The organism is Pseudomonas frederiksbergensis (assembly GCF_001952935.1).
GTDB classification, from domain to species: domain Bacteria; phylum Pseudomonadota; class Gammaproteobacteria; order Pseudomonadales; family Pseudomonadaceae; genus Aquipseudomonas; species Aquipseudomonas frederiksbergensis.
In genome coordinates this window covers 3,743,438-3,767,154 of the sequence record NZ_CP018319.1, presented here as the reverse complement: position 1 = coordinate 3,767,154, position 23,717 = coordinate 3,743,438, and the positions used below count along the sequence as shown (strand labels likewise).

Sequence of the window (23,717 nt, the reverse complement as noted above, 5' to 3'; positions counted from 1 at the left end):
CGCCCTACCTTAAGGGAGAGGCGCGTTCAGGTCGAGATTAAAAATTCAGGTCGAGATCAGGCGCTTCTATAGCGCCTGACCGTCAACGGTATTGGAGGAAGACGTTGTCTCGCCCGAACTGGTCACGCAGGGCTTGAATCAAGGCATCCGCCGGGTCGATCCGCCAGGTCTCGCCGAACTGCAGCAAGGCCTTCGCATCGGGACTGGTGTATTCCATGGTGATCGGGCACGCGCCACGGTGACGCTTGAACAACTCACCGAGCCAGCGTAGCTGATCGCCTTTCAAATCCTGGGTCTGCAGCTTCAAGCGCAGGCTTTCGGCCAAATTGGTGCGTGCATCTTCCATGCTCATCACCCGCTTGACGCGCAGCCGCAGCCCACCGGAGAAATCATCGTTACTGACTTCGCCTTCGACCACCACCATCGCGTCGGTCTGCAACAGCGACTGCGCTGAATGGAATGCTTCGGCGAACAGCGACGCTTCGATCCGGCCCGAACGGTCGTCGAGGGTGATGAAACCCATCTTGTCGCCCTTTTTGTTCTTCATCACCCGCAAGGCGATGATCATGCCTGCAACGGTCTGGGTATCACGGGCCGGTTTCAGGTCAATGATGCGCTGACGGGCGAAACGGCGGATCTCACCTTCGTATTCGTCGATCGGGTGACCGGTCAGGTACAGGCCGAGGGTGTCTTTCTCCCCTTTCAGGCGCTCCTTGAGAGTCAATTCCTTGGCTTTGCGGTGATTGGCGTAGACGTCGGCATCTTCTTCGACGAACAGACCACCAAACAGGTCGACATGACCGCTGTCATGGGTACGCGCGGTTTGTTCGGCCGCCTTGATCGCTCCTTCCATGGCATTCAGCAAGACCGCCCGGTTGCGGTCGATATTGGCCTGATAGGCTTTCTGCTCGTCATGGAAGTAAGGGCCCAGGCGATCCAGCGCACCGCTGCGGATCAAACCGTCCAGGGTGCGCTTGTTGATTCGCTTGAGGTCGACACGGGCGCAGAAATCGAACAGATCCTTGAATGGACCTTCCTGACGCGCCTCGGTGATGGCTTCCACCGGGCCTTCGCCCACCCCTTTGATCGCGCCGAGGCCGTAAATAATCCGGCCTTCGTCATTCACCGTGAACTTGAACTCCGAAGTATTCACATCCGGCGCGTCGAGACGCAGCTTCATGGTGCGAATTTCTTCGATCAAGGTCACGACCTTGTCGGTGTTGTGCATATCCGCCGACAGTACCGCGGCCATGAATGGCGCCGGGTAGTGCGTTTTCAGCCAGGCGGTCTGGTAGGACACCAGGCCATAAGCGGCGGAGTGGGATTTGTTGAAGCCGTAACCGGCGAACTTTTCTACCAGGTCGAAAATGTTACCGGCCAGGTCGGCTTCGATATTGTTGGTCTTGCAACCTTCAATGAAACCGCCGCGCTGCTTGGCCATTTCTTCGGGCTTTTTCTTACCCATGGCTCGACGCAGCATATCCGCACCGCCGAGGGTGTAACCGGCCATGACCTGGGCAATCTGCATCACCTGTTCCTGATACAGGATGATGCCGTAAGTCGGTGCCAGAACCGGCTTGAGGCCTTCGTACTGGTAGTCCGAGTGCGGGTACGCGAGTTCGGCGCGACCGTGCTTACGGTTGATAAAGTCGTCCACCATGCCCGATTGCAACGGGCCCGGACGGAACAGGGCCACCAGTGCGATCAAGTCTTCCAGGCAGTCGGGCTTGAGCTTTTTGATCAGCTCTTTCATGCCGCGCGACTCGAGCTGGAACACCGCGGTGGTTTCGGCTTTTTGCAGCAACTGGTAGGTCGGCTTGTCGTCCAGAGGGATGAACGCAATATCCAGCGGCGGCTCATCGACCTTGGCGCGATCGCGGTTGATGGTTTTCAGCGCCCAGTCGATGACCGTCAGGGTCCGCAGACCGAGGAAGTCGAACTTCACCAGGCCCGCCGCTTCAACGTCGTCCTTGTCGAACTGGGTCACCAGGCCATCACCGGCCTCATCGCAATAAATCGGCGAGAAGTCAGTCAGCTTGGTCGGCGCGATAACCACACCACCGGCGTGCTTGCCGACGTTACGCACAACGCCTTCCAGCTTGCGGGCCATTTCCCAGATTTCGGCGGCTTCTTCATCAACCTTGATGAAGTCACGCAGGATTTCTTCCTGCTCGTAGGCCTTTTCCAGGGTCATGCCGACTTCGAACGGAATCATCTTCGACAGACGATCCGCCAGGCCGTAAGACTTGCCCTGCACCCGCGCCACGTCACGGACCACCGCTTTCGCCGCCATGGAACCGAAGGTGATGATCTGACTTACCGCGTTGCGGCCGTATTTTTCGGCTACGTAGTCGATTACACGGTCACGACCGTCCATGCAGAAGTCGACGTCGAAGTCGGGCATGGATACCCGTTCCGGGTTAAGGAAACGTTCGAACAGCAGGTCATATTCCAGCGGGTCAAGGTCGGTGATCTTCTGCACGTAGGCCACCAGCGACCCGGCACCCGATCCACGGCCTGGGCCCACCGGCACGCCGTTGCTCTTGGCCCACTGGATAAAGTCCATAACGATCAGGAAGTAACCCGGGAACCCCATCTGGATGATGATATCCAGCTCGAAGTTCAACCGGTCGACGTAGACCTGACGCTTGGCTTCGTAGTCTTCGGTAGTGTCCTTGGGCAGCAGAACGCTGAGGCGATCCTCCAGGCCATCGAAGGAAACCTTGCGGAAATATTCGTCGATGGTCATGCCATCGGGGATCGGGAAGTTGGGCAGGAAGTGAGTGCCCAGCTTCACTTCGATGTTGCAGCGCTTGGCAATCTCGACGGTGTTTTCCAGCGCTTCGGGAATGTCGCTGAACAGCTCGGCCATTTCCTCGGCGCTTTTGAGGTATTGCTGATCGCTGTAATTCTTCGAACGCCGCGGATCGTCGAGGGCGCGGCCTTCACCGATGCAAACGCGGGTTTCGTGGGCGGCGAAGTCTTCCTGTTTGATGAAGCGCACGTCGTTGGTCGCGACCAGCGGCGCACCGATTTTTTCAGCCAGGGCCACGGCGCCGTGCAACTGTTCTTCGTCGTTGGGGCGGTTGGTGCGCTGGATCTCCAGATAGAAACGATCCGGAAACACGGCCATCCATTCGCGTGCCAGGTTTTCCGCTTCGGCCGGGTTGCCACTGAGCATCGCCAGGCCGATCTCGCCTTCTTTCGCCGCCGACAGCATGATCAAGCCTTCGCTGGCTTCGGCTACCCACTCGCGCTCGATGATGACCGAGCCATTGCGCTGGCCGTCGATGAAGCCGCGGGAAATCAGTTCGGTGAGGTTGCGATAACCCACGGCGTTCATCGCCAGCAGGCTGATCCGGCTCAGGGCGTTATCCGGATCCTTGTTCGACAGCCACAGGTCGGCGCCACAGATCGGCTTGATCCCGGCGCCCATGGCGGCTTTATAAAATTTGACCAGCGAACACATGTTGTTCTGATCGGTGACCGCTACGGCAGGCATGTTCATGCCGACCAGGGTCTTGACCAGCGGTTTGATCCGCACCAGACCGTCGACCAGGGAATACTCAGTGTGCAGGCGTAGATGAACGAATGAAGCCGGCATAGTGATCCTGTCTAGAAACTAGAAACGTGAAGACAACAAGGCCCGGATTGTACCGGGCCTTGGCAAAAACATCAGCCTTGCGACTAACTCTCGATCAGGTTTTCCCGCGCCTCGTAAGCCAGGCGTACCGGGGCGAACGAGCGGCGGTGAATCGGCGTCGGCCCCAAGCGGGCCAGCGCCTCCAGGTGAACGGGCGTCGGGTAGCCTTTGTGGCCACCGATGCCGTAACCCGGGTAAATCAATTCGAACGCTGCCATCTCGCGGTCGCGGCTGACCTTGGCCAGAATCGACGCTGCAGCAATGGCCGGTACCTTGCCGTCGCCCTGCACCACCGATTCGGCGCGCATGGACAGTTTCGGGCAACGGTTGCCGTCGATCATCGCCAGTTTCGGCTGAATGTGCAGCCCTTCGACGGCACGCTGCATGGCCAGCATGGTGGCGTGCAGGATGTTCAGGTCGTCGATTTCTTCTACTTCGGCGCGGGCGACATACCAACTCAGGGCCTTTTCGCAGATTTCGTCGTAAAGCGCTTCACGGCGAGCTTCGGTGAGCTTCTTCGAGTCGTTGAGGCCCAGGATGGGGCGGCTCGGATCGAGGATCACTGCCGCCGTCACCACCGCACCACACAGCGGGCCGCGACCGACTTCATCGACACCCGCCACCAGATCTTCAAGCTCATCGACTAGCATAAAATCCAGGCCCATCTGCTTGCTTGCTTTGCTCATTATGCTCTGCCAATCAGGTTCAGTACCGCGTCCGCTGCCTGATTGGAGGCGTCCAAGCGCAGGGTTCGGTGGATTTCGTCAAAGCCTCGGGTCTGTTCCTGGCCACCTTCAATCAGTGGCGACAGGGTTTGGGCCAAAGCCTCTACCGTCGCATCGTCCTGCAACAACTCCGGCACCAGCAGGCGCTGGGCCAGCAAATTCGGCAACGAGATGTAGGGACTCTTCACCATCCGCTTGAGAATCCAGAACGTCAGCGGTGCCAAGCGATAAGCGACCACCATCGGCCGCTTGTATAACAATGCTTCCAGCGTAGCGGTGCCCGAAGCAATCAACACGGCGTCGCAAGCAGCCAGGGCCAGGTGGGATTTGCCGTCGAGCAAGGTCAGCGGCAGATCGCGACCGGCCAGCAGCTCTTCAAGCTGGGCCCGGCGCTGCGGGCTCGCGCATGGCATGACGAAGCGTACGCCCGGACGCAGGGCCCGCAAGCGCTGGGCGGTATCGAGGAACAGCGCACCAAGGCGCCCAACCTCACCGCCACGGCTGCCCGGCATCAGGGCGACCAGCGGCCCATCCGGCAAGCCAAGTTCGGCCCGCGCTGCGGCGCGATCAGCCTCAAGCGGAATAGCATCGGCCAGGGAGTGCCCGACAAATCGCACCGGCACGCCCTTCTCTTCATAGAATTTCGCTTCGAACGGGAACAGCGTCAGCATCAGATCGCAGCCTTCGCGAATCTTCAGCACCCGTTTCTGCCGCCAGGCCCAAACCGACGGACTCACGTAATGCACGGTCTTGATGCCGGCCTGACGCAGCTTGAGTTCGATATTGAGGTTGAAGTCCGGAGCATCGATACCGATGAACACGTCCGGCTTCTGGGCGATCAGGTCGGCAACCAGCTTTTTGCGGCGTGCCAGCAACTCGCGCAAGCGGCCCAGCACTTCCACCAGGCCCATGACCGAAAGACGTTCCATCGGGAAATACGAAGTCAGGCCTTCGGCCTGCATCAGCGGACCACCGACACCGATGAACTCGACTGCCGGGTGCTGTGCCTTGAGTGCGCGCATGAGACCCGCGCCGAGAATGTCGCCGGAAGCCTCACCCGCCACCAGCGCTATACGCAGATTAGCCATGATTAACGAGTGATGCCGCGGGTCGAAGACTGGATGGAATCACGAAATACCGCGACTTCCGGGAACTGATCCGAAGGTTCGGCCAGCTCGGCGAGTGCCTGTTCAACTGTCAGGCCCTGGCGATAAACCACTTTGTAGGCACGACGCAGAGCGTGGATCGCATCTTCGCTGAAACCGCGACGACGCATGCCTTCGAAGTTCATGCTGCGGGCTTCGGCCGGGTTGCCGAACACCGTGACGTACGCCGGGACATCCTTGCCGATGGCGGTGCCCATACCGGAAAAACTGTGGGCGCCGATATGGCAATACTGGTGAACCAGGGTAAAACCGGACAGGATCGCCCAGTCTTCAACGTGCACATGGCCCGCCAACGCGGTGTTGTTGACCAGGATGCAGTGGTTGCCGATGACGCTGTCGTGGCCGATGTGGGCATAGGCCATGATCAGATTGTGATCACCCAGGGTCGTTTCAGCACGATCCTGGATGGTCCCACGGTGAATCGTCACGCCTTCACGGATGACGTTGTGGTCACCAATGACCAGACGGGTTTCTTCACCCTTGTATTTCAGATCGGGCGTGTCCTCGCCTACCGAAGAAAACTGGTAGATGCGGTTGTGCTTTCCGATTCGGGTCGGGCCTTTGAGAATCACATGCGGCCCGATCACTGTCCCCTCGCCGATTTCCACACCTGCACCGATGATCGACCAAGGGCCGACCTCGACGCCGTCGGCCAGGATAGCCGCCGGATCGATGATTGCGCGAGGGTCAATCAAACTCATAGTTTGCGTTCCGCGCAGATGATTTCAGCAGAGCAGACTGGCTTGCCATCGACCGAAGCCTGGCACTCGAACTTCCAGATCTGGCGCTTGCAGCTGATGAAGCGGGCTTCGAGGATCAATTGATCGCCTGGGGTGACGGGCTGGCGAAAGCGCAGCTTGTCGGAACCGACGAAGTAGTAGAGCGTACCGTCGGCAGGCTTCACATCGAGCATTTTGAAGCCAAGGATGCCAGCAGCCTGAGCCATCGCTTCGATGATCAATACGCCCGGCATGATTGGATGCGCAGGAAAGTGACCATTGAAGAAAGGTTCGTTGATGCTGACATTCTTGTAGGCGCGAATGCGCTTGCCTTCCACATCCAGATCCACGACCCGGTCCACCAGCAGGAACGGGTAACGGTGAGGCAGGTATTCGCGAATCTCGTTGATGTCCATCATTTCGGGGGGAAGCCTATGTAAAGATTGGGAGGCGCGACTGACGCGCACCCCTCTAGCAAATCAAGGAGGCAGTCTAGCGGCTGTGCACACTTGATATGGAAATGGTATCAGCCATCAGATGAAGCATTACCGTCAGGGGTCACGTCCCCTACACGCTTTTCCAGCTGTCGCAGACGCCGCGCGATGTCATCGAGCTGACGGATACGGGCCGCGCTTTTGCGCCATTCGGCCGCCGGTTGCATGGCTGTACCGGAAGAATAGGAACCCTTTTCGGTAATCGAGTGGGTCACCATGGTCATCCCGGTGATAAAAACGTTGTCGCAAATTTCAATATGCCCCACCAGCCCTACGCCACCGGCGAGCATGCAATGCTTGCCGATTTTGGTGCTGCCGGAGATCCCCACGCACGCAGCCATGGCGGTGTGATCACCGACCTGGACGTTGTGGGCGATCTGAATCTGGTTGTCGAGTTTCACCCCGTTACCCAGAACGGTATCGGCCAGCGCACCGCGATCAATAGCGGTATTCACGCCAATCTCAACGTCGTCACCGACCAGCACACCACCGATCTGGGCGATCTTCTGCCAGACACCTTTCTCGTTGGCAAAACCGAAACCTTCGCCACCCAGTACGGCACCGGATTGAATCACTACCCGCTTACCGATGCGTACGTCGTGATACAGCGTGACTCGCGGGGCCAACCAGCCGCCCTCGCCAATCTCGCAGCGGGCACCGATGAAGCAGTGCGCGCCAACGGTCACACCCGCTGCAATACGTGCGCAGCTTTCGATCACCGCAAAAGCACCAATGCTCGCCGCTGGATCGACCACTGCATCCGGCGCTACAACAGCTGTCGGATGAACACCGGCAGCGGCCTTTGGCTTGGGATCGAACAGATGGGAAATCCGCGCGTAGGCCAGATACGGATCGGACACGACCAGCGCATTACCTGCAAAACCTTCAGCGTCAGCGGCCTTCAGCAACAAGGCTGCGGCCCGGCTGTCAGCCAGGTATTTACGGTATTGGGGGTTTGCGAGAAAGCTCAACTGAGCTGGGCCAGCCTCTTGCAAAGTGGCTAGCCCAGAAATTTCTTTCTCCGGGTCGCCACGCAGTGTGGCGCCGAGGAACTCGGCCAATTGGCCGAGCTTTATAGTCGCTGTCATGGTTACTTCAGCTGATTCATGCGCTCGATAACCTGGCGAGTGATGTCGTACTGAGGCTTGACATCAATCACTGCGCCACGCTCGAAGACCAGGTCAAAAGCACCTTTCTTGATGACTTCTTCCACAGCGCTGTCCAGTTTCGGCTTGAGCTGTTTCAGCATTTCACGGTCGGCAACGGCTTTGGCTTCGTTCAGTTCCTTGGACTGGAACTGGAAGTCACGGGCCTTTTGCTTGAACTCGAGCTCCAGGCGTTCACGCTCACCTTGCTGCATCTTGTCGCCGCCAGCCATCAGACGGTCCTGGATACCTTTAGCGCTGCTTTCCAGTGTCTTGAGCTTGGTCAGCTGTGGGCCGAACTTCTTCTCGGCATCAACGGCGTACTTCTTGGCCGCATCAGATTCCAGCAGAGCCATCTGATAGTTCAGAACGGCGATTTTCATGTCGGCAAAAGCCGGACCTGCGACCAGTACGGTCGCCAGGAGAACCAATTGAGTCAACTTACGCACGATGCACTCCTACAAAATCCATTGTCGTTATCTTGGGTCAGACGCTTAGAACGTCTGGCCGAGGGAGAATTGGAACACTTGAGTCTCAGCGTCATCCGGTTTCTTGACCGGCATGGCCAACGCGAAGCTCAAAGGACCCAGCGCGGTAACCCAGGTCACGCCGACACCGACGGAGCTGGCCATGTTGCTCAGGCTGATATCGTTGCACTGCGTATTGGACTTCGAACCGTCAGCGTTCCTGGTCTCTTTGCACGTCGAGTCGAACACGTTACCCACGTCCCAGAATACCGAAGTACGCAGGGAGCGCTGATCCTTGACGAACGGCAGAGGGAACAGAACCTCAACACCGCCCTGGATCAGGACATTACCACCGAACGGCAGCGGATCCTGATCCGGGTCAAACGACGTACCCGGGTTTTTACCGGTACTTGGTGTACTGCGAGGCCCCAGAGTGCTGTCCTTGAAGCCACGAACCGAGTTGAAACCACCAGCATAGTAGTTTTCATAGAACGGCAAGCCATCGGTAGAACCATAACCATCGCCATAGCCCAGTTCGGTGTGCAGGCGCATGGTGTAGTTTTCAGACAACGGCTGGAACAACTGGCCACGGTAATCGAGCTTGAAGAACGACAAGTCGCTGCCAGGGGTGGTGGTTTCCAGAGTCAGGCTCTGGGAACGACCACGGGTCGCCAGTACGCCCTTGTTCAGGGTGGACTCGGACCAACCGGCCGAAGCCTTGAAGTTCAGGTAGTTGTCGCCTTCCTTGTTAACGAAGTCGAAGATCTCGTCAACGGTGTATTGACCGGTCTTGATCTTGTCTTGCTGCGCAGACAGGCCGAAGGTCAGACGCGAAGTCTCGCTGATCGGGTAACCGACGCTCACGCCTGCACCCAGGCTGTCTACGGCATAGCTGGCAACATCGACGTCGAGGTCGTCGTAGTCAGTGGTGCGATAGAACGCGTTGTAACCCAGGCTCACGCCATCAGCAGTCCAGTACGGGTCGACATAACCGAAGTTATAACGGCTCTGGTATTCACTGCGAGTCAAGCCGACGCTGACCTTATTACCCGTACCCAGGAAGTTGTTCTGGGTGATCGAACCGCCGAGGATCAAACCGGCGCTCTGGGCAAAACCGACGCTGGCGGTAATCGAACCGGAGGCCTGTTCTTCAACGCTGTAGTTCACGTCTACCTGGTCGTCGACGCCCGGCACGGCCGGTGTTTCGACGTTGACTTCCTTGAAGAAGCCCAGACGTTCAAGACGGGTCTTGGATTGGTCGATCAGGTAGGTCGAAGCCCAGCCGCCTTCCATCTGACGCATTTCGCGGCGCAGCACTTCGTCCTCGGACTTGGTGTTGCCACGGAAGTTGATGCGGTTCACGTAAGCACGCTTGCCCGGATCGACGGCAAATGTGATGTCGACAGTGTTGTCTTCATCGTGCGGCTGAGGCACGCCATTGACGTTGGCGAAGGTGTAACCCTCGTTACCCAGGCGGCGGGTAATCAGTTCGGATGTGGTGGTCATCAACTTGCGCGAGAACACCTGGCCTTTCTGCACCAGCAGCAGGGACTTGACCTGGTCTTCAGGAACTTTCAGGTCGCCGCTCAGCTTGACGTCACGGACGGTGTACTTCTCGCCTTCATTGACGTTGACGGTGATATAGACGTGCTTCTTGTCCGGGGTGATGGACACCTGGGTCGAAGCGATATCCATGTTGATATAGCCACGGTCCAGGTAGTAGGAACGCAGACGCTCCAGGTCACCGGAAAGTTTTTCACGAGCGTACTTGTCATCGTTCTTGAAGAACGACAGCCAGTTGGTGGTCTTGAGTTCAAACAGGTCGATCAGGTCTTCTTCAGGGAAGACGGTGTTACCCACCACGTTGATGTGCTGGATAGCAGCAACGGTGCCTTCGTTGATATTGACCTTCAACGCAACGCGGTTACGCGGCTGCGGCACCACTTCGGTGTCGACGGTAGCCGAGTAGCGACCTTGAGCGACGTATTGACGCTGCAGCTCGTTACGCACACCTTCGAGGGTGGCGCGCTGGAAGATCTCGCCTTCGGCCAGACCGGATTGCTTGAGGCCTTTCATCAGGTCTTCAGTGGAGATCGCCTTGTTACCCTCGATCTCGATACTGGCGACCGACGGGCGCTCGACTACAGTAATGACCAGGACGTTGCCATCGCGGCCCAGCTGGATATCTTGAAAGAAACCGGTTTTGAACAACGCACGAGTGGATTCCACCAGGCGACGATCATCCGCCTGTTCACCGACGTTCAACGGCAAAGCACCAAAGACGCTACCCGCGGAGACCCGCTGGAGGCCATTGACGCGAATATCAGAGATAGTGAAGGACTCGGCGTGAACTTCGGCGATCATCAATACGGTGAGAACCGCAGTTAGCAGCAGACGTTTCATGAAGTCCTTTCTTATTCCAACTGGCAATAAACAAACTGCCGCAAAATGCGGCAGATTCGCAATTCAGCGAAGCGTTACAGTCGACCCAGATCATTGACAAGAGCAAGCAACATCACCCCGATCACCAAACTGATACCGATCTGTATCCCCCAACCCTGCACCCGATCCGACAAGGGGCGACCACGCGCCCACTCGATCAGATAAAACAACAAATGCCCCCCATCCAGTACAGGAATGGGCAACAAATTCAGAACTCCCAAGCTAATACTCAGATAAGCAAGGAAATTCAGGAAATCAGCGACACCCGACTGGGCAGAAGCGCCCGCCACTTTAGCAATGGTTATCGGTCCACTCAAGTTTTTTACCGAGAGCTCACCGAACAACATTTTCTTGAGCGAATCGAGGGTCAGTACGCTCATGGTCCAGGTGCGTCGAGCACCCTCCCCAATCGCGGCCACAGGACCATAACTAACTTCACGAATCATCTCTGGCGGCCAATCAACAGCCTTCACCCCAGCCCCCAGATAACCACTGGGCGCCTTCTTCTCGCCGCGAGCGGCCAACGTCACAGGGGCGTCGATTTGAGCACCATCGCGCTCGACGCGCAGCATGATTTTGGTATCAGGGTGCATACGGACCGTGTCCACCACCTGCTGCCAGTCATCAAGCGGCTTGCCGTCCAGGGCCAACAGTCGGTCACCGGTCTTCAGGCCAGCCGCTTGTGCCGGGCCTTTCGGATCAAGTTCAGCCAGGACCGGTGGCAGCGCCGGACGCCAAGGGCGCAAACCCAGCGAACGAATCGGATCCGGCTCATCGGCACCCTTGAGCCATTTATCCAGCATCAGCTCACGGGGCGAATCCACCGTGGAACCCTGGTCACGGACCAGCAATTGCAGAGAACCGCTCTCCCCAAGACGACGGACCAACTGCAGGTTCACCGCGGCCCAGCCGGAAGTTGGCTCGCCATCGATGGCAATGATTTCCTGACCCGCGCTCAAACCAGCCCTGGCGGCGATACTGCCGGATTCGACCGCCCCAATGACCGGGCGCACCTGCTCGCTGCCGAGCATGGCGAGCACCCAGAAAAAAAACATCGCCAGTAAAAAGTTGGCAATCGGCCCCGCCGACACAATAGCGATACGCTGGCGGACGGATTTGCGATTGAAAGATTGATCAAGCTGATCGGCGGGCACTTCACCTTCGCGCTCGTCGAGCATTTTCACGTAACCGCCCAGCGGGATCGCGGCGACGACGAACTCAGTGCCCTTCTTGTCGTGCCAGCGCAGCAATGGCATACCGAAGCCCACGGAGAAACGCAGCACTTTGACTCCACAGCGACGCGCGACCCAGAAATGGCCGAATTCGTGGAAGGTGACCAGCACGCCCAAAGCCACCAGGGTGCCGACAATCATATAGAGCGCGCTCATCTACTTTCTCCGCAATCCTGTCCAGTGCCGCATGGGTCAACGTATTGCAGCATTTACCGCCCGTGACGACTCAACCATTGTTCGGCCAGTACTCGCGCTTTTGCGTCGGCCGTGAACACTGCCTCGAGATCGCCAACCGCAACCACGGGCTCAATGCTCAACACTTCTTCGATGATACTCGCGATTTCCGGGTAGCGAACCCGCCCGTCGAGAAAGGCCGCGACCGCCACTTCATTCGCCGCGTTCAGCATGGCCGGCGCGCTGTTGCCGGCTTCGGCCGCCTGACGCGCGAGGCGCAGACACGGGAATCGCTCTTCGTCAGGCGCCTGGAAGTCCAGCCGCGCAATTGCAAACAGGTCCAGCGGCGCAACACCCGAATCGATTCGCTCCGGCCAGGCCAGCGCGTTGGCGATCGGCGTGCGCATGTCAGGGTTACCTAACTGGGCCAATACCGAACCGTCGATGTAATCGACCAGCGAATGAATAACGCTTTGGGGATGAATCACCACTTCGATCTGGGACGGCTTGGCATCAAACAGCCAGCAGGCTTCGATCAACTCCAGCCCCTTGTTCATCATGCTGGCCGAATCCACCGAAATCTTGCGCCCCATGGACCAGTTCGGATGAGCACACGCCTGCTCAGGGGAAACATGCACCAGTTCAGCCATAGGTGTCTGTCGGAACGGACCGCCAGAGGCCGTGAGCAAAATCCGACGCACCCCGACGGCACCCAGCCCACGAGCAAAATCCTGAGGCATGCACTGGAAAATCGCGTTGTGCTCGCTATCGATCGGCAGCAACACCGAACCACTCTTGCGCACCGCCTGCATGAACAGCGCACCGGACATCACCAGCGCTTCTTTGTTGGCCAGGAGGATTTTCTTGCCGGCTTCGACCGCCGCCAGAGTCGGTCGCAAGCCCGCAGCGCCAACGATGGCCGCCATGACTGCATCGACCTCAGGGTCGGAAGCAACCAGACACAGGCCCTCTTCACCCACTAGCACGCGAGTCGACAGACCTGCGGCACGCAAGTCGTCCTGCAACCTTCGGGCACCACCCGCCTCGGGCACCACGGCGAACTGCGGCGTATGACGAACGCACAACGCCAACAATTCGCTCAGACGGGTGAAACCGCTCACGGCGAAAACCTGATAACGCTCAGGATGACGAGCGATGACGTCAAGCGTGCTCAGCCCAATCGAACCGGTCGCCCCCAGGACGGTAATCTGCTGCGGGCGGCTCACGGTGCCGCCATCCACAGCAGCACGGCAAACACTGGAATCGCTGCCGTCAGGCTGTCGATACGGTCCAGCACGCCGCCGTGCCCGGGAAGCAGATTACTGCTGTCCTTGATCCCGGACTGACGCTTGAACATGCTTTCGGTGAGATCACCTACCACCGAGATAAACACGATGATGGCTGCACCAATCAAACCTTTGAACAGCTGCGCCACCGTCCAGTCCCGAACCAGACCGACAATGACAGTTATGACCAGACTCACCGCGAGGCCGCCGTAGACGCCCTCCCAGCTTTTGCCAGGACTGACCTGGGGCGCCAGCTTGCGCTTGCCAAAAGCCCGGCCAGAGAAATAAGCACCGATATCAGCACCCCAGACCAGCACCATCACCGCCATGATCAACCAGTTGCCCAAAGGCTCCTGCTTGATCTGAACCAGGCCTTGCCAGGCCGGCAGCAGGATCAGCAGACCGATCATCAGCTTGCAGGCAGCACTGGACCAAAGTTCGCTGGAGCGCGGATACGTCAGCACCAGATAGGTTGCAACGCCCCACCACAGCACCGAAGCGCCCAATACCCAAGGCGCGAGCCCAGGCACGACATGCATGACAAACAGCATCAACGCGACCACAGCCGCATAGGCAACGCGGACCCGCTGCTCAGTGAAGCCCGCCAGGCGAGCCCACTCCCATGCACCTAAGGTCACGACCAGCCCGATGAACAGCGCAAAACCGGTACCTTCGAGCAGGAAAAACCCGCCCAAGGCAATCGGCAGCAGGATCAGTGCGGTGATGATTCGTTGTTTAAGCATTAAACCCGGGCTCCAGCCTCGACCTGCTCGCTCGTTTTACCGAAGCGGCGCTGCCGAGAAGCAAAATCGGCCAGCGCGGTACGCATGGCATCGTGTTTGAAGTCCGGCCAGAACAGGTCGGAGAAGTACAACTCGGCGTATGCCAGTTGCCACAGCAGGAAGTTACTGATGCGGTGCTCGCCACCGGTACGGATGCACAAGTCCGGCAACGGCAAATCGCCGGTAGCCAGACAGGTTTGCAACAGTTCCGGGGTAATGTCTTCCGGACGCAGGTGCCCGGCCTGAACTTCCCGAGCCAGACGCTGTGCGGCCTGCGCGATATCCCACTGCCCGCCATAGTTGGCAGCGATCTGCAGAACGAAGCGATTGGCGCCCGCCGTCATTGCCTCAGCTTCACGCATGGCAGCCTGAAGCTCTGGGTGAAAACGCGAACGGTCGCCAATGATGCGCAAACTGATGTTGTTTTCATTCAGGCGCTTGGCCTCGCGACGCAATGCCTTGAAGAACAGATCCATCAAGGCGCTGACCTCGTCGGCCGGGCGCTGCCAGTTCTCGCTGGAGAAGGCGAACAGGGTCAATACTTCGACCCCGGCCTCGGCGCACACCTCGATTACCGCACGAACCGCATCCACGCCCGCTTTATGACCGGCGACACCCGGCATAAAGCGTTTTTTCGCCCAGCGATTATTACCATCCATGATGATCGCGACATGGCGCGGCACCGCGGACGGCGCAGTCTGCTTTGTCTTATCCATTAAAACGTGACCCTTATACGGCCATCAGGTCTTTTTCTTTCTGCGCCAGATTCGCGTCGATTTCAGCCACGTATTTTTTGGTCAGATCATCGATCTCGCCAGTGGCGCGGCGCTCTTCGTCTTCGCTGATTTCCTTTTCCTTGACCAGATCCTTGAGCTGGCTGTTCGCATCACGACGGATGTTGCGCACCGCAACACGAGCATCTTCAGCGACATCGCGAGCCTGCTTGGTGAAGCCCTTGCGGGTTTCTTCGGTCAGGGCCGGCATGGAGATCAGCAGCAATTCACCCAGGTTGGTCGGGTTGAGGTTCAGACCCGCGCTGCCGATGGCTTTGTCGACGGCACCCAGCATGTTGCGCTCAAAGGCAACGACTTGCAGGGTACGCGCATCTTTGACGGTGATGTTCGCCACCTGCTTGATCGGGGTGTCGGAGCCGTAATACGGCACCATAACGCCTTCCAGAATGCTTGGGTGCGCCTGGCCGGTACGAATACGGCCGAAGTTGTGCATCAGCGACTCGACGGATTTTTTCATGCGCTCTTGAGCGTCTTTCTTGATTTCGTTGATCATTGTTGGCCTTCCTCGATCAGGGTCCCTTCAGCGCCGCCATGTACGATATTCAGCAGGGCGCCGGGCTTGTTCATGTTAAATACGCGCAACGGCATCTTGTGGTCGCGGCACAGGCAAATGGCGGTCAGATCCATCACGCCCAGCTTGCGATCCAGTACTTCATCGTAAGTCAGATGATCGAACTTCTCGGCATGCGGGTCTTTGAATGGGTCAGCGGTATAGACGCCATCGACCTTGGTCGCCTTGAGCACGACATCAGCATCGATTTCGATCGCACGCAAGCACGCTGCCGAATCCGTGGTGAAGAACGGATTGCCGGTACCGGCCGCGAAAATCACGACTTCCTTGGCGTTCAGGTGGCGCATGGCTTTGCGGCGATCATAGTGATCGGTTACGCCAACCATGGAAATGGCCGACATCACGATGGCCGAGATATTGGCACGTTCCAGCGCATCGCGCATGGCCAGGGCGTTCATCACAGTGGCCAGCATGCCCATGTGGTCACCGGTAACCCGATCCATGCCGGCGGCGCTCAGCGCTGCACCGCGGAACAGGTTGCCGCCGCCGATCACCAGACCGACCTGAACACCGATGCCGACCAGCTGGCCGACTTCCAGTGCCATGCGATCCAGAACTTTCGGATCGATCCCGAACTCTTCCGAGCCCATCAGGGCCTCGCCGCTAAGCTTGAGTAGAATGCGTTTATAGCGAGCCTGATAACCACTGCCCTGCTGAGCCATTGCGAATCTCTCCTGCGGCGTATTTTAAAAATTCTTTGCGAGCTGTTTACAGCTGGCGTTCACTCTAACTTGGCGCTGCTTCAGCGCCATCGGAACATGGCTTTGTAAGCCAGTTCCAAAGGGAAACCAATTAAAAATTGGTGCCCCATCTGAAAAGAGGCTGCGCGCGTGAGCGGGCAGCCTCTTCAGGGCGACAGTTAAAAAACCGTCTTATTGCTTGGCGGCAGCCAGCTGGGCAGCAACTTCTTCAGCGAAGTTGTCGACCGGCTTCTCGATGCCTTCGCCTACTTTGAAGTAGGTGAAAGAAACGATTTCAGCACCGGCTTTCTTGGCCAGTTCGCCAACCTTGATTTCAGGGTTCTTGACGAACGCCTGCTCAACCAGGCTCGCTTCAGCCAGGAACTTGCTGATACGGCCTTTGACCATGTTTTCAACGATGTTTTCTGGCTTGCCAGCGATCTTGTCAGCGTTGAGGGTCAGGAACACGCCTTTCTCGCGCTCGACCGCTTCAGCGGAAACTTCCGATGGCAGCAGGAATTCAGGGTTGGTGGCCGCTACGTGCATAGCGATGTCTTTGGCCAGCTCAACGGTGCCGCCTTTGAGAACAACCGCAACACCGATCTTGTTGCCGTGCAGGTAACCACCAACAACATCACCTTCAACGCGAGCCAGGCGACGGATGTTGACGTTTTCGCCAACCTTGCCGACCAAAACCAGGCGATCAGCTTCTTGAGCTTCGATCAGCGGAGCGACGTCAGTCAGTTTGTCAGCGAACGCTTTTTCAACGCTGCTGGCAACAAATGCCTTGAAGTCGTCCTGCAGAGCCAGGAAGTCGGTCTGCGAGTTCACTTCCAGCAGAACGGCAGTTTTACCGTCTTCCTTCAGAGCGATCGCGCCTTCAGCGGCAACGTTGCCAGCTTTCTTGGCAGCCTTGATGGCGCCCGAAGCACGCATGTCATCAATGGCTTTTTCGATGTCGCCGCCAGCCTTGGTCAAGGCCTTTTTGCAGTCCATCATGCCTTCGCCAGTACGCTCGCGCAGTTCTTTGACCAACGCTGCAGTAATCTCTGCCATTTCAAAATTCCTCTTGGATAGGTTTTCAACCATTCCACCCGACCGAACGGGCGATCAATTCTTCCCGAACTACCTTTGCTGGCTGCTGCAGGCTACAAAGGCTGTAACTGCGCTGCCGACAAACGGTTTTCGAGGTGGCAAAAAGGGGGCCAAGCCCCCTTTTTGCTTACTGAGTCAACGCCTGGGCGTCAATTACTCAGCTGCTGCTACCGGAGCTTCTTCAACGAACTGCTCGGTGCCGCCAGCAACGTGGTTGCGACCGCGGATAACAGCGTCAGCCATCGAACCCATGTACAGCTGGATAGCGCGGATTGCGTCATCGTTGCCTGGGATGATGTAGTCAACGCCTTCCGGGCTGCTGTTGGTATCGACTACGCCGATAACCGGGATGCCCAGCTTGTTGGCTTCGGTGATCGCGATGCGCTCGTGATCAACGTCGATAACGAACAGTGCGTCTGGCAGACCGCCCATGTCCTTGATACCACCCAGGGAACGATCGAGCTTCTCAAGATCGCGAGTGCGCATCAGCGCTTCTTTCTTGGTCAGCTTGGCGAAAGTACCGTCTTCGGCTTGCACTTCAAGGTCACGCAGACGCTTGATGGAAGCACGGATGGTTTTGAAGTTGGTCAGCATGCCGCCCAACCAGCGGTGATCGACGTACGGCGAACCGCAACGTGCTGCTTCTTCAGCAACGATCTTGCCAGCGGAACGCTTGGTGCCGACGAACAGAATCTTGTTTTTGCCCTGGGCCAGACGCTCTACGAAAGTCAGAGCTTCGTTGAACATTGGCAGGGTTTTTTCAAGGTTGATGATGTGGATCTTGTTACGCGCGCCGAAAATGTACTTACCCATTTTCGGGTTCCAGTAACGGGTCTGGTGACCGAAGTGCACACCGGCCTTCAGCATATCGCGCATGTTGACTTGGGACATGATAGTTCCTTAATAAGTCGGGTTTGGCCTCCACGTATCCCAATGACCAACCAGCAGCATCAGCTGAAGGCACCCAGGTCATCGTGTCGACACGTGTGTGGATTTAGGCTTTTCAGGGGATCCCCGGAAAGCGGCGCATTTTATATCACAAGGCAGAAAAAAACGGAACCCGGATTGTTAAATCCTGGCGCGTGCTTTGGTTCCGGCCCTTGGAATCCTCCAAGAATGCGCCATTCTATAAGGAGAAGCGATGCACAGAGGCTCAGATTTGCGCTGCTCGTCTGTTAGAATCGCGTTTTTAAGGGCCGCGAAGATCAATCGCGCAACGCCCATTCCGTTTTAGAAGGCGCCATCGAGCGCAGAGAGAGCCTGTATGACCGTCACCCTCAAAACCCCAGAGGACATCGCAAAAATGCGCATCGCCGGCAAACTGGCCGCCGATGTGCTGGAAATGATTGCCGAACATGTCAAGCCGGGCATTACCACTGAAGAACTGGACCGCATCTGCCACGACTATATCGTCAATGAGCAGAAAGCCATCCCTGCCCCGCTCAACTACAAAGGCTTCCCGAAGTCGATCTGCACCTCGATCAACCATGTGGTCTGCCACGGCATCCCGAACGAGAAGCCGCTGAAAGATGGCGACACGCTGAACATCGACGTCACCGTCATCAAGGACGGCTACCACGGCGACACCAGCCGCATGTTCCACGTCGGCACCGTGCCGGTCTGGGCCGAGCGCCTGTCGCAGGTCACCCAGGAATGCATGTACAAGGCCATCGAAATCGTCAAACCCGGCTGCCGCCTGGGCGACATCGGTGAAGTGATCCAGAAGCACGCTGAAAAGAACGGTTTTTCCGTGGTTCGCGAATTCTGCGGTCACGGCATCGGCAAGGTATTCCACGAAGAGCCGCAGATCCTGCACTACGGCCGCGCCGGTACCGGCATGGAACTGAAAGCCGGCATGACCTTCACCATCGAGCCGATGATCAACCAGGGCAAGGCCGACACCAAGGTATTGGGCGACGGCTGGACCGCGATCACCAAGGACCGCAAGCTGTCGGCACAGTGGGAACACACCCTGCTGGTAACCGAAACCGGTTACGAGATCTTCACCCTGCGCGCCGACGACACCATCCCGCGCGTTTCGGCCTGATCCGGGCGCGCAGTTCCACAGCCTTATAGACAGGAAAGCCAATCGATGCCGCAGGTGGATCCAGAACTCTTCGACCGTGGCCAGTTCCAGGCTGAACTGGCCCTGAAGGCAAGCCCGATCGCGGCCTTCAAGAAAGCGATTCGCCAGGCCCGCGAGGTGCTCGACGAGCGCTTTCGCAGCGGCCGCGACATTCGCCGGTTGATCGAAGATCGCGCCTGGTTCGTCGATAACATCCTGCAAAAGGCCTGGGAGCAGTTCGATTGGAGCGAAGACGCCGACATCGCGCTGGTCGCGGTCGGCGGCTACGGTCGCGGTGAGTTGCACCCTTACTCCGACATCGATTTGCTGATCCTGCTGGACAGCGCCGATCACGAAGTTTTCCGAGATTCCATCGAGCGTTTTCTGACGCTGTTGTGGGACATCGGCCTTGAAGTGGGTCAGAGCGTTCGTTCCGTGGACGAATGCGTCCAGGAGGCCCGCGCCGACCTGACGGTCGTCACCAACCTGATGGAAAGCCGCACCATCTGCGGCCCCGAGCGCTTGCGCCAACGCATGCTGGACGTGACCAGCACCGCGCACATGTGGCCGAGCAAGGATTTCTTCCTGGCCAAACGCGCCGAGCAGAAGGCCCGTCATCACAAGTACAACGACACCGAATACAACCTGGAACCCAACGTCAAAGGCTCGCCCGGCGGCCTACGGGATATTCAGACGATTCTGTGGGTGGCCCGTCGTGAATACGGCACCCTGAACCTGCGAGCCCTGGCCGGCGAAGGGTTCCTGGTCGAGAGCGAAAACGCGCTGCTGGCCTCCTCCCAGGAATTCCTGTGGAAGGTTCGTTACGCCCTGCACATGCTCGCCGGCCGTTCCGAAGACCGCTTGCTGTTTGATCACCAGCGCACCATCGCCGGGCTACTGGGCTTCAAAGGTGATGACGCCAAGCAAGCCATCGAAAACTTCATGCAACAGTATTACCGGGTGGTCATGAGCATTGCCCAGCTCAGCGACCTGATCATCCAGCACTTCGAAGAAGTGATCCTCGCGCCGGAAGACGAAGCGCCGCCGCAGCCGATCAACTCGCGATTCCAGCTGCACGACGGATACATCGAGGCGCGCAACGACAACGTGTTCCGCCGTACACCGTTCGCCATGCTGGAAATCTTCGTACTGATGGCCCAGCAGCCGGAAATCAAAGGCGTGCGCGCCGACACCATTCGCCTGCTGCGAGAAAACCGCCACCTGATCGACGACGATTTCCGTAACGACATCCGCAACACCAGCCTGTTTATCGAGCTGTTCAAGTGCAAGATCGGCATTCACCGCAACCTGCGCCGGATGAACCGTTACGGCATCCTCGGGCGCTACTTGCCGGAATTCGGCTTTATCGTCGGGCAGATGCAGCACGACCTGTTTCACATCTATACGGTCGATGCTCACACCCTGAACCTGATCAAGCATCTGCGTAAGTTGCAGTACACCCAAGTGTCGGAAAAATTCCCGCTGGCCAGCAAGCTCATGGGCAAATTGCCCAAACCCGAGCTGATCTACCTGGCCGGCCTGTACCACGACATCGGCAAGGGCCGGCATGGTGATCACTCGGAAATCGGCGCCGTGGATGCCGAAGCCTTTTGCCAGCGCCACCAATTGCCGGTGTGGGACAGCCGCCTGATCGTCTGGCTGGTGCAGAACCACTTGCTGATGTCGACCACCGCCCAGCGCAAGGACCTGTCCGACCCGCAGGTCATCCACGATTTTGCGCAGATCGTCGGCGACGAAACCCACCTCGATTATCTGTACGTGCTGACGGTCGCCGACATCAACGCCACCAATCCGACGCTGTGGAATTCCTGGCGCGCCAGCCTGTTGCGCCAGCTCTACACCGAGACCAAGCGGGCCTTGCGTCGCGGCCTGGAAAACCCGGTGGACCGCGAAGAGCAGATTCGCCAGACCCAAAGCGCAGCGCTGGACATTCTGGTACGCGGCGGCACCGACCCGGACGACGTCGAGCAACTGTGGGCGCAATTGGGCGATGACTACTTCCTGCGTCACACCGCTGGCGACGTGGCCTGGCACAGCGACGCGATCCTCCAGCAGCCAGCCGACGGCGGTCCGCTGGTGCTGATAAAGGAAACCACCCAGCGCGAGTTCGAAGGCGGCACGCAGATCTTCATCTATGCGCCGGATCAGCACGACTTCTTCGCCGTGACCGTGGCCGCGATGGACCAGCTCAACCTGAACATTCACGACGCCCGGGTCATCACCTCCAGCAGCCAGTTCACCCTCGACACCTACATCGTGCTCGACACCGACGGCGACTCGATCGGTGATAACCCGGCGCGGGTCAAACAGATTCGCGACGGCCTGACCGAAGCCCTGCGCAACCCGGACGACTACCCGACCATCATTCAGCGTCGGGTACCGCGCCAGCTCAAGCATTTCGCGTTTGCGCCACAGGTGACGATCCACAACGACGCCCAGCGTCCGGTGACCGTGCTGGAGCTCAGCGCGCCCGATCGCCCGGGCCTGCTCGCACGCATCGGCACGATCTTCCTGGAGTTCGATTTGTCGCTGCAGAACGCCAAGATCGCCACCTTGGGCGAGCGCGTGGAAGACGTGTTCTTCATCACCGACGCGAACAACCAGCCGTTGTCGGACCCATTGCTGTGCAGCCGCTTGCAGGATGCGATCGTGGAACAGCTGACTGTCAACCAGGAATCAGAAATCAAACTGTCGCGACTCAGTATCTGAATTAACAAAATTTCCCCCTGTGGGAATGGACTTCCTGTGGAGAGGGGCTTGTTGTGGCGAGGGGGCTCGCCCCCGTTGGGCTGCGAAGCGGCCCCAAAACCTGCATCGCGATGTATCAGACACACCGCATACAAAGGTTTTACGACTGCTGCGCAGCCGAACGGGGGCAAGCCCCCTCACCACACAAGCCCCCAACACCAGACTAGCCCTCCCACATTGAACGAGGCCCCCATGAACAACGCTTTGAACCAGTTGCAGCCTTACCCGTTCGAGAAGCTCCGCGCCCTGCTCGGCAGCGTCACGCCAAACCCGGACAAGCGTGCCATTGCGCTGTCCATTGGTGAGCCGAAACACCGTTCGCCAAGCTTTGTCGCCGAAGCCCTGGCAAGCAATCTGGACAAGATGGCTGTGTACCCGACCACCCTTGGCATTCCGGCCCTGCGCGAAGCCATCGCCGCGTGGTGCGAACGTCGTTTCAGCGTTCCGCACGGCTGGCTCGACCCGGCGCGCAATGTGCTGCCGGTCAATGGCACTCGTGAAGCGTTGTTCGCGTTCACCCAGACCGTAGTCAACCGTGGCGACGATGCGCTGGTGGTCAGCCCGAACCCGTTCTATCAAATCTACGAAGGCGCCGCGTTCCTTGCCGGGGCCAAGCCGCATTACCTGCCGTGCCTGGACGAAAACGGCTTCAATCCGGATTTCGATGCGGTTTCACCGGACATCTGGAAACGCTGCCAGATCCTGTTCCTGTGCTCACCGGGCAACCCGACCGGCGCATTGATCCCGGTTGCAACCCTGAAAAAGCTGATCGCCCTGGCCGACGAATACGACTTCGTGATCGCCGCCGACGAGTGCTACAGCGAACTGTACTTCGACGAACAAACCCCGCCCGCTGGCCTGCTCAGTGCCTGCGTGGAACTTGGCCGTCAGGACTTCAAGCGCTGCGTGGTGTTCCACAGCCTGTCCAAGCGTTCCAATCTTCCAGGCCTGCGTTCAGGCTTCGTGGCCGGTGATGCCGACATTCTCAAAGGCTTCCTGCTGTACCGCACCTACCATGGTTGCGCGATGCCGGTTCAAACCCAACTGGCCAGCGTTGCCGCATGGAATGACGAAGTGCATGTGCGCGCCAACCGTGCGTTGTATCGCGAAAAGTATGACGCGGTGCTGGAAATTCTCAGCCCGGTCATGGATGTGCAGCGCCCGGACGGCGGCTTTTACTTGTGGCCAAGTGTTGACGGTGATGACGAAGCGTTTTGCCGCGACCTGTTTGTCGAAGAGCATGTGACCGTCGTGCCAGGGTCTTATCTGTCCCGTGACGTCGACGGTGCCAATCCTGGCGCTGGTCGTGTACGCATGGCGTTAGTCGCGCCGTTGGCCGAATGCATAGAAGCCGCAGAACGAATTCGCGCGTTCATTACCCGTAACAAGTAATCTCCCGCCCGCACTGTGCAACGCAGTGCGGGCACACATTTATAACCGGTAACACTTCCCCCGAAATTAAAACTCA

The 23,717-nt window shown here is 58.3% G+C and carries 19 protein-coding genes; 3 read left to right on the top strand and 16 right to left on the bottom strand.

Annotated elements, in window-relative coordinates:
* Positions 1-82 precede the first annotated feature (82 nt).
* From dnaE to rpsB, 16 genes are all read right to left on the bottom strand, one after another.
* A complete protein-coding gene (gene dnaE, locus PFAS1_RS17475) occupies positions 83-3,604 on the bottom strand; it encodes a DNA polymerase III subunit alpha (RefSeq protein ID WP_076029930.1) in 3,522 nt (1,173 codons plus the stop codon).
* An 83-nt stretch (positions 3,605-3,687) separates the two neighbouring features.
* Positions 3,688-4,329, bottom strand: a complete 642-nt coding sequence (gene rnhB, locus PFAS1_RS17470; protein ID WP_076029929.1) for a ribonuclease HII — start codon at positions 4,327-4,329, stop codon at positions 3,688-3,690.
* On the bottom strand, positions 4,329-5,456 hold the full coding sequence (gene lpxB, locus PFAS1_RS17465) for a lipid-A-disaccharide synthase (RefSeq protein ID WP_076029928.1): 1,128 nt from the start codon (positions 5,454-5,456) through the stop codon (positions 4,329-4,331). The genes rnhB and lpxB overlap by 1 nt, the downstream gene beginning before the upstream one ends.
* Positions 5,457-5,458: 2 nt before the next feature.
* A complete protein-coding gene (lpxA, locus tag PFAS1_RS17460) occupies positions 5,459-6,235 on the bottom strand; it encodes an acyl-ACP--UDP-N-acetylglucosamine O-acyltransferase (RefSeq protein ID WP_074879681.1) in 777 nt (258 codons plus the stop codon).
* Positions 6,232-6,672, bottom strand: a complete 441-nt coding sequence (gene fabZ, locus PFAS1_RS17455; protein ID WP_008154051.1) for a 3-hydroxyacyl-ACP dehydratase FabZ — start codon at positions 6,670-6,672, stop codon at positions 6,232-6,234. Before fabZ ends, lpxA begins: the two co-directional genes overlap by 4 nt.
* Positions 6,673-6,779: 107 nt before the next feature.
* Positions 6,780-7,835 carry a UDP-3-O-(3-hydroxymyristoyl)glucosamine N-acyltransferase gene (gene lpxD, locus PFAS1_RS17450; RefSeq protein WP_076029927.1) on the bottom strand — a complete coding sequence of 352 codons (1,056 nt, stop codon included), beginning with the start codon at positions 7,833-7,835 and terminating at the stop codon, positions 6,780-6,782.
* A gap of 2 nt (positions 7,836-7,837) precedes the next feature.
* Positions 7,838-8,341: an OmpH/Skp family outer membrane protein gene (locus PFAS1_RS17445; RefSeq protein WP_008028980.1), complete on the bottom strand. Its 504-nt coding sequence runs from the start codon at positions 8,339-8,341 to the stop codon at positions 7,838-7,840.
* Between the two features lie 45 nt (positions 8,342-8,386).
* Positions 8,387-10,762, bottom strand: a complete 2,376-nt coding sequence (bamA, locus tag PFAS1_RS17440) for an outer membrane protein assembly factor BamA (protein WP_076029926.1) — start codon at positions 10,760-10,762, stop codon at positions 8,387-8,389.
* Positions 10,763-10,836: 74 nt separating this feature from the next.
* On the bottom strand, positions 10,837-12,189 hold the full coding sequence (gene rseP, locus PFAS1_RS17435) for a sigma E protease regulator RseP (protein WP_076029925.1): 1,353 nt from the start codon (positions 12,187-12,189) through the stop codon (positions 10,837-10,839).
* Between the two features lie 53 nt (positions 12,190-12,242).
* On the bottom strand, positions 12,243-13,433 hold the full coding sequence (ispC, locus tag PFAS1_RS17430; RefSeq protein WP_076029924.1) for a 1-deoxy-D-xylulose-5-phosphate reductoisomerase: 1,191 nt from the start codon (positions 13,431-13,433) through the stop codon (positions 12,243-12,245).
* Positions 13,430-14,236 (bottom strand): phosphatidate cytidylyltransferase, encoded by an 807-nt coding sequence (locus tag PFAS1_RS17425; protein WP_076029923.1) that lies wholly within the window; start codon positions 14,234-14,236, stop codon positions 13,430-13,432. Before PFAS1_RS17425 ends, ispC begins: the two co-directional genes overlap by 4 nt.
* Positions 14,236-14,991 carry a polyprenyl diphosphate synthase gene (uppS, locus tag PFAS1_RS17420; RefSeq protein ID WP_074879695.1) on the bottom strand — a complete coding sequence of 252 codons (756 nt, stop codon included), beginning with the start codon at positions 14,989-14,991 and terminating at the stop codon, positions 14,236-14,238. Before uppS ends, PFAS1_RS17425 begins: the two co-directional genes overlap by 1 nt.
* A 13-nt stretch (positions 14,992-15,004) precedes the next feature.
* Positions 15,005-15,562, bottom strand: coding sequence for a ribosome recycling factor (gene frr, locus PFAS1_RS17415; protein WP_074879698.1), 558 nt, complete (start codon positions 15,560-15,562; stop codon positions 15,005-15,007).
* Entirely contained in the window at positions 15,559-16,302 is a 744-nt protein-coding gene (pyrH, locus tag PFAS1_RS17410) for a UMP kinase (RefSeq protein WP_003172271.1), read from the bottom strand. Before pyrH ends, frr begins: the two co-directional genes overlap by 4 nt.
* Positions 16,303-16,512: 210 nt before the next feature.
* On the bottom strand, positions 16,513-17,376 hold the full coding sequence (gene tsf, locus PFAS1_RS17405; RefSeq protein WP_010462832.1) for a translation elongation factor Ts: 864 nt from the start codon (positions 17,374-17,376) through the stop codon (positions 16,513-16,515).
* Positions 17,377-17,568: 192 nt separating this feature from the next.
* Positions 17,569-18,306: a 30S ribosomal protein S2 gene (rpsB, locus tag PFAS1_RS17400; protein WP_003219330.1), complete on the bottom strand. Its 738-nt coding sequence runs from the start codon at positions 18,304-18,306 to the stop codon at positions 17,569-17,571.
* Between the two features lie 373 nt (positions 18,307-18,679).
* On the opposite strand from rpsB, the gene map reads away from it, so the two are divergent.
* From map to dapC, 3 genes are all read left to right on the top strand, one after another.
* A complete protein-coding gene (gene map / locus PFAS1_RS17395; RefSeq protein WP_008146676.1) occupies positions 18,680-19,462 on the top strand; it encodes a type I methionyl aminopeptidase in 783 nt (260 codons plus the stop codon).
* A gap of 45 nt (positions 19,463-19,507) precedes the next feature.
* Complete coding sequence (locus PFAS1_RS17390; RefSeq protein ID WP_076029922.1) at positions 19,508-22,210, top strand: [protein-PII] uridylyltransferase; 2,703 nt, start codon at positions 19,508-19,510, stop codon at positions 22,208-22,210.
* A 231-nt stretch (positions 22,211-22,441) separates the two neighbouring features.
* Complete coding sequence (gene dapC / locus PFAS1_RS17385; RefSeq protein WP_076029921.1) at positions 22,442-23,641, top strand: succinyldiaminopimelate transaminase; 1,200 nt, start codon at positions 22,442-22,444, stop codon at positions 23,639-23,641.
* Positions 23,642-23,717 lie beyond the last annotated feature (76 nt).

Bases quoted from the DNA above. Each gene is read 5' to 3' on its own strand.
- dnaE (WP_076029930.1), bottom strand. From the start codon at position 3,604: ATGCCGGCTTCATTCGTTCATCTACGCCTGCACACTGAGTATTCCCTG.
- rnhB (WP_076029929.1), bottom strand. From the start codon at position 4,329: ATGAGCAAAGCAAGCAAGCAGATGGGCCTGGATTTTATGCTAGTCGAT.
- lpxB (WP_076029928.1), bottom strand. From the start codon at position 5,456: ATGGCTAATCTGCGTATAGCGCTGGTGGCGGGTGAGGCTTCCGGCGAC.
- lpxA (WP_074879681.1), bottom strand. From the start codon at position 6,235: ATGAGTTTGATTGACCCTCGCGCAATCATCGATCCGGCGGCTATCCTG.
- fabZ (WP_008154051.1), bottom strand. From the start codon at position 6,672: ATGATGGACATCAACGAGATTCGCGAATACCTGCCTCACCGTTACCCG.
- lpxD (WP_076029927.1), bottom strand. From the start codon at position 7,835: ATGACAGCGACTATAAAGCTCGGCCAATTGGCCGAGTTCCTCGGCGCC.
- bamA (WP_076029926.1), bottom strand. From the start codon at position 10,762: ATGAAACGTCTGCTGCTAACTGCGGTTCTCACCGTATTGATGATCGCC.
- rseP (WP_076029925.1), bottom strand. From the start codon at position 12,189: ATGAGCGCGCTCTATATGATTGTCGGCACCCTGGTGGCTTTGGGCGTG.
- PFAS1_RS17425 (WP_076029923.1), bottom strand. From the start codon at position 14,236: ATGCTTAAACAACGAATCATCACCGCACTGATCCTGCTGCCGATTGCC.
- uppS (WP_074879695.1), bottom strand. From the start codon at position 14,991: ATGGATAAGACAAAGCAGACTGCGCCGTCCGCGGTGCCGCGCCATGTC.
- frr (WP_074879698.1), bottom strand. From the start codon at position 15,562: ATGATCAACGAAATCAAGAAAGACGCTCAAGAGCGCATGAAAAAATCC.
- pyrH (WP_003172271.1), bottom strand. From the start codon at position 16,302: ATGGCTCAGCAGGGCAGTGGTTATCAGGCTCGCTATAAACGCATTCTA.
- tsf (WP_010462832.1), bottom strand. From the start codon at position 17,376: ATGGCAGAGATTACTGCAGCGTTGGTCAAAGAACTGCGCGAGCGTACT.
- rpsB (WP_003219330.1), bottom strand. From the start codon at position 18,306: ATGTCCCAAGTCAACATGCGCGATATGCTGAAGGCCGGTGTGCACTTC.
- map (WP_008146676.1), top strand. From the start codon at position 18,680: ATGACCGTCACCCTCAAAACCCCAGAGGACATCGCAAAAATGCGCATC.
- PFAS1_RS17390 (WP_076029922.1), top strand. From the start codon at position 19,508: ATGCCGCAGGTGGATCCAGAACTCTTCGACCGTGGCCAGTTCCAGGCT.
- dapC (WP_076029921.1), top strand. From the start codon at position 22,442: ATGAACAACGCTTTGAACCAGTTGCAGCCTTACCCGTTCGAGAAGCTC.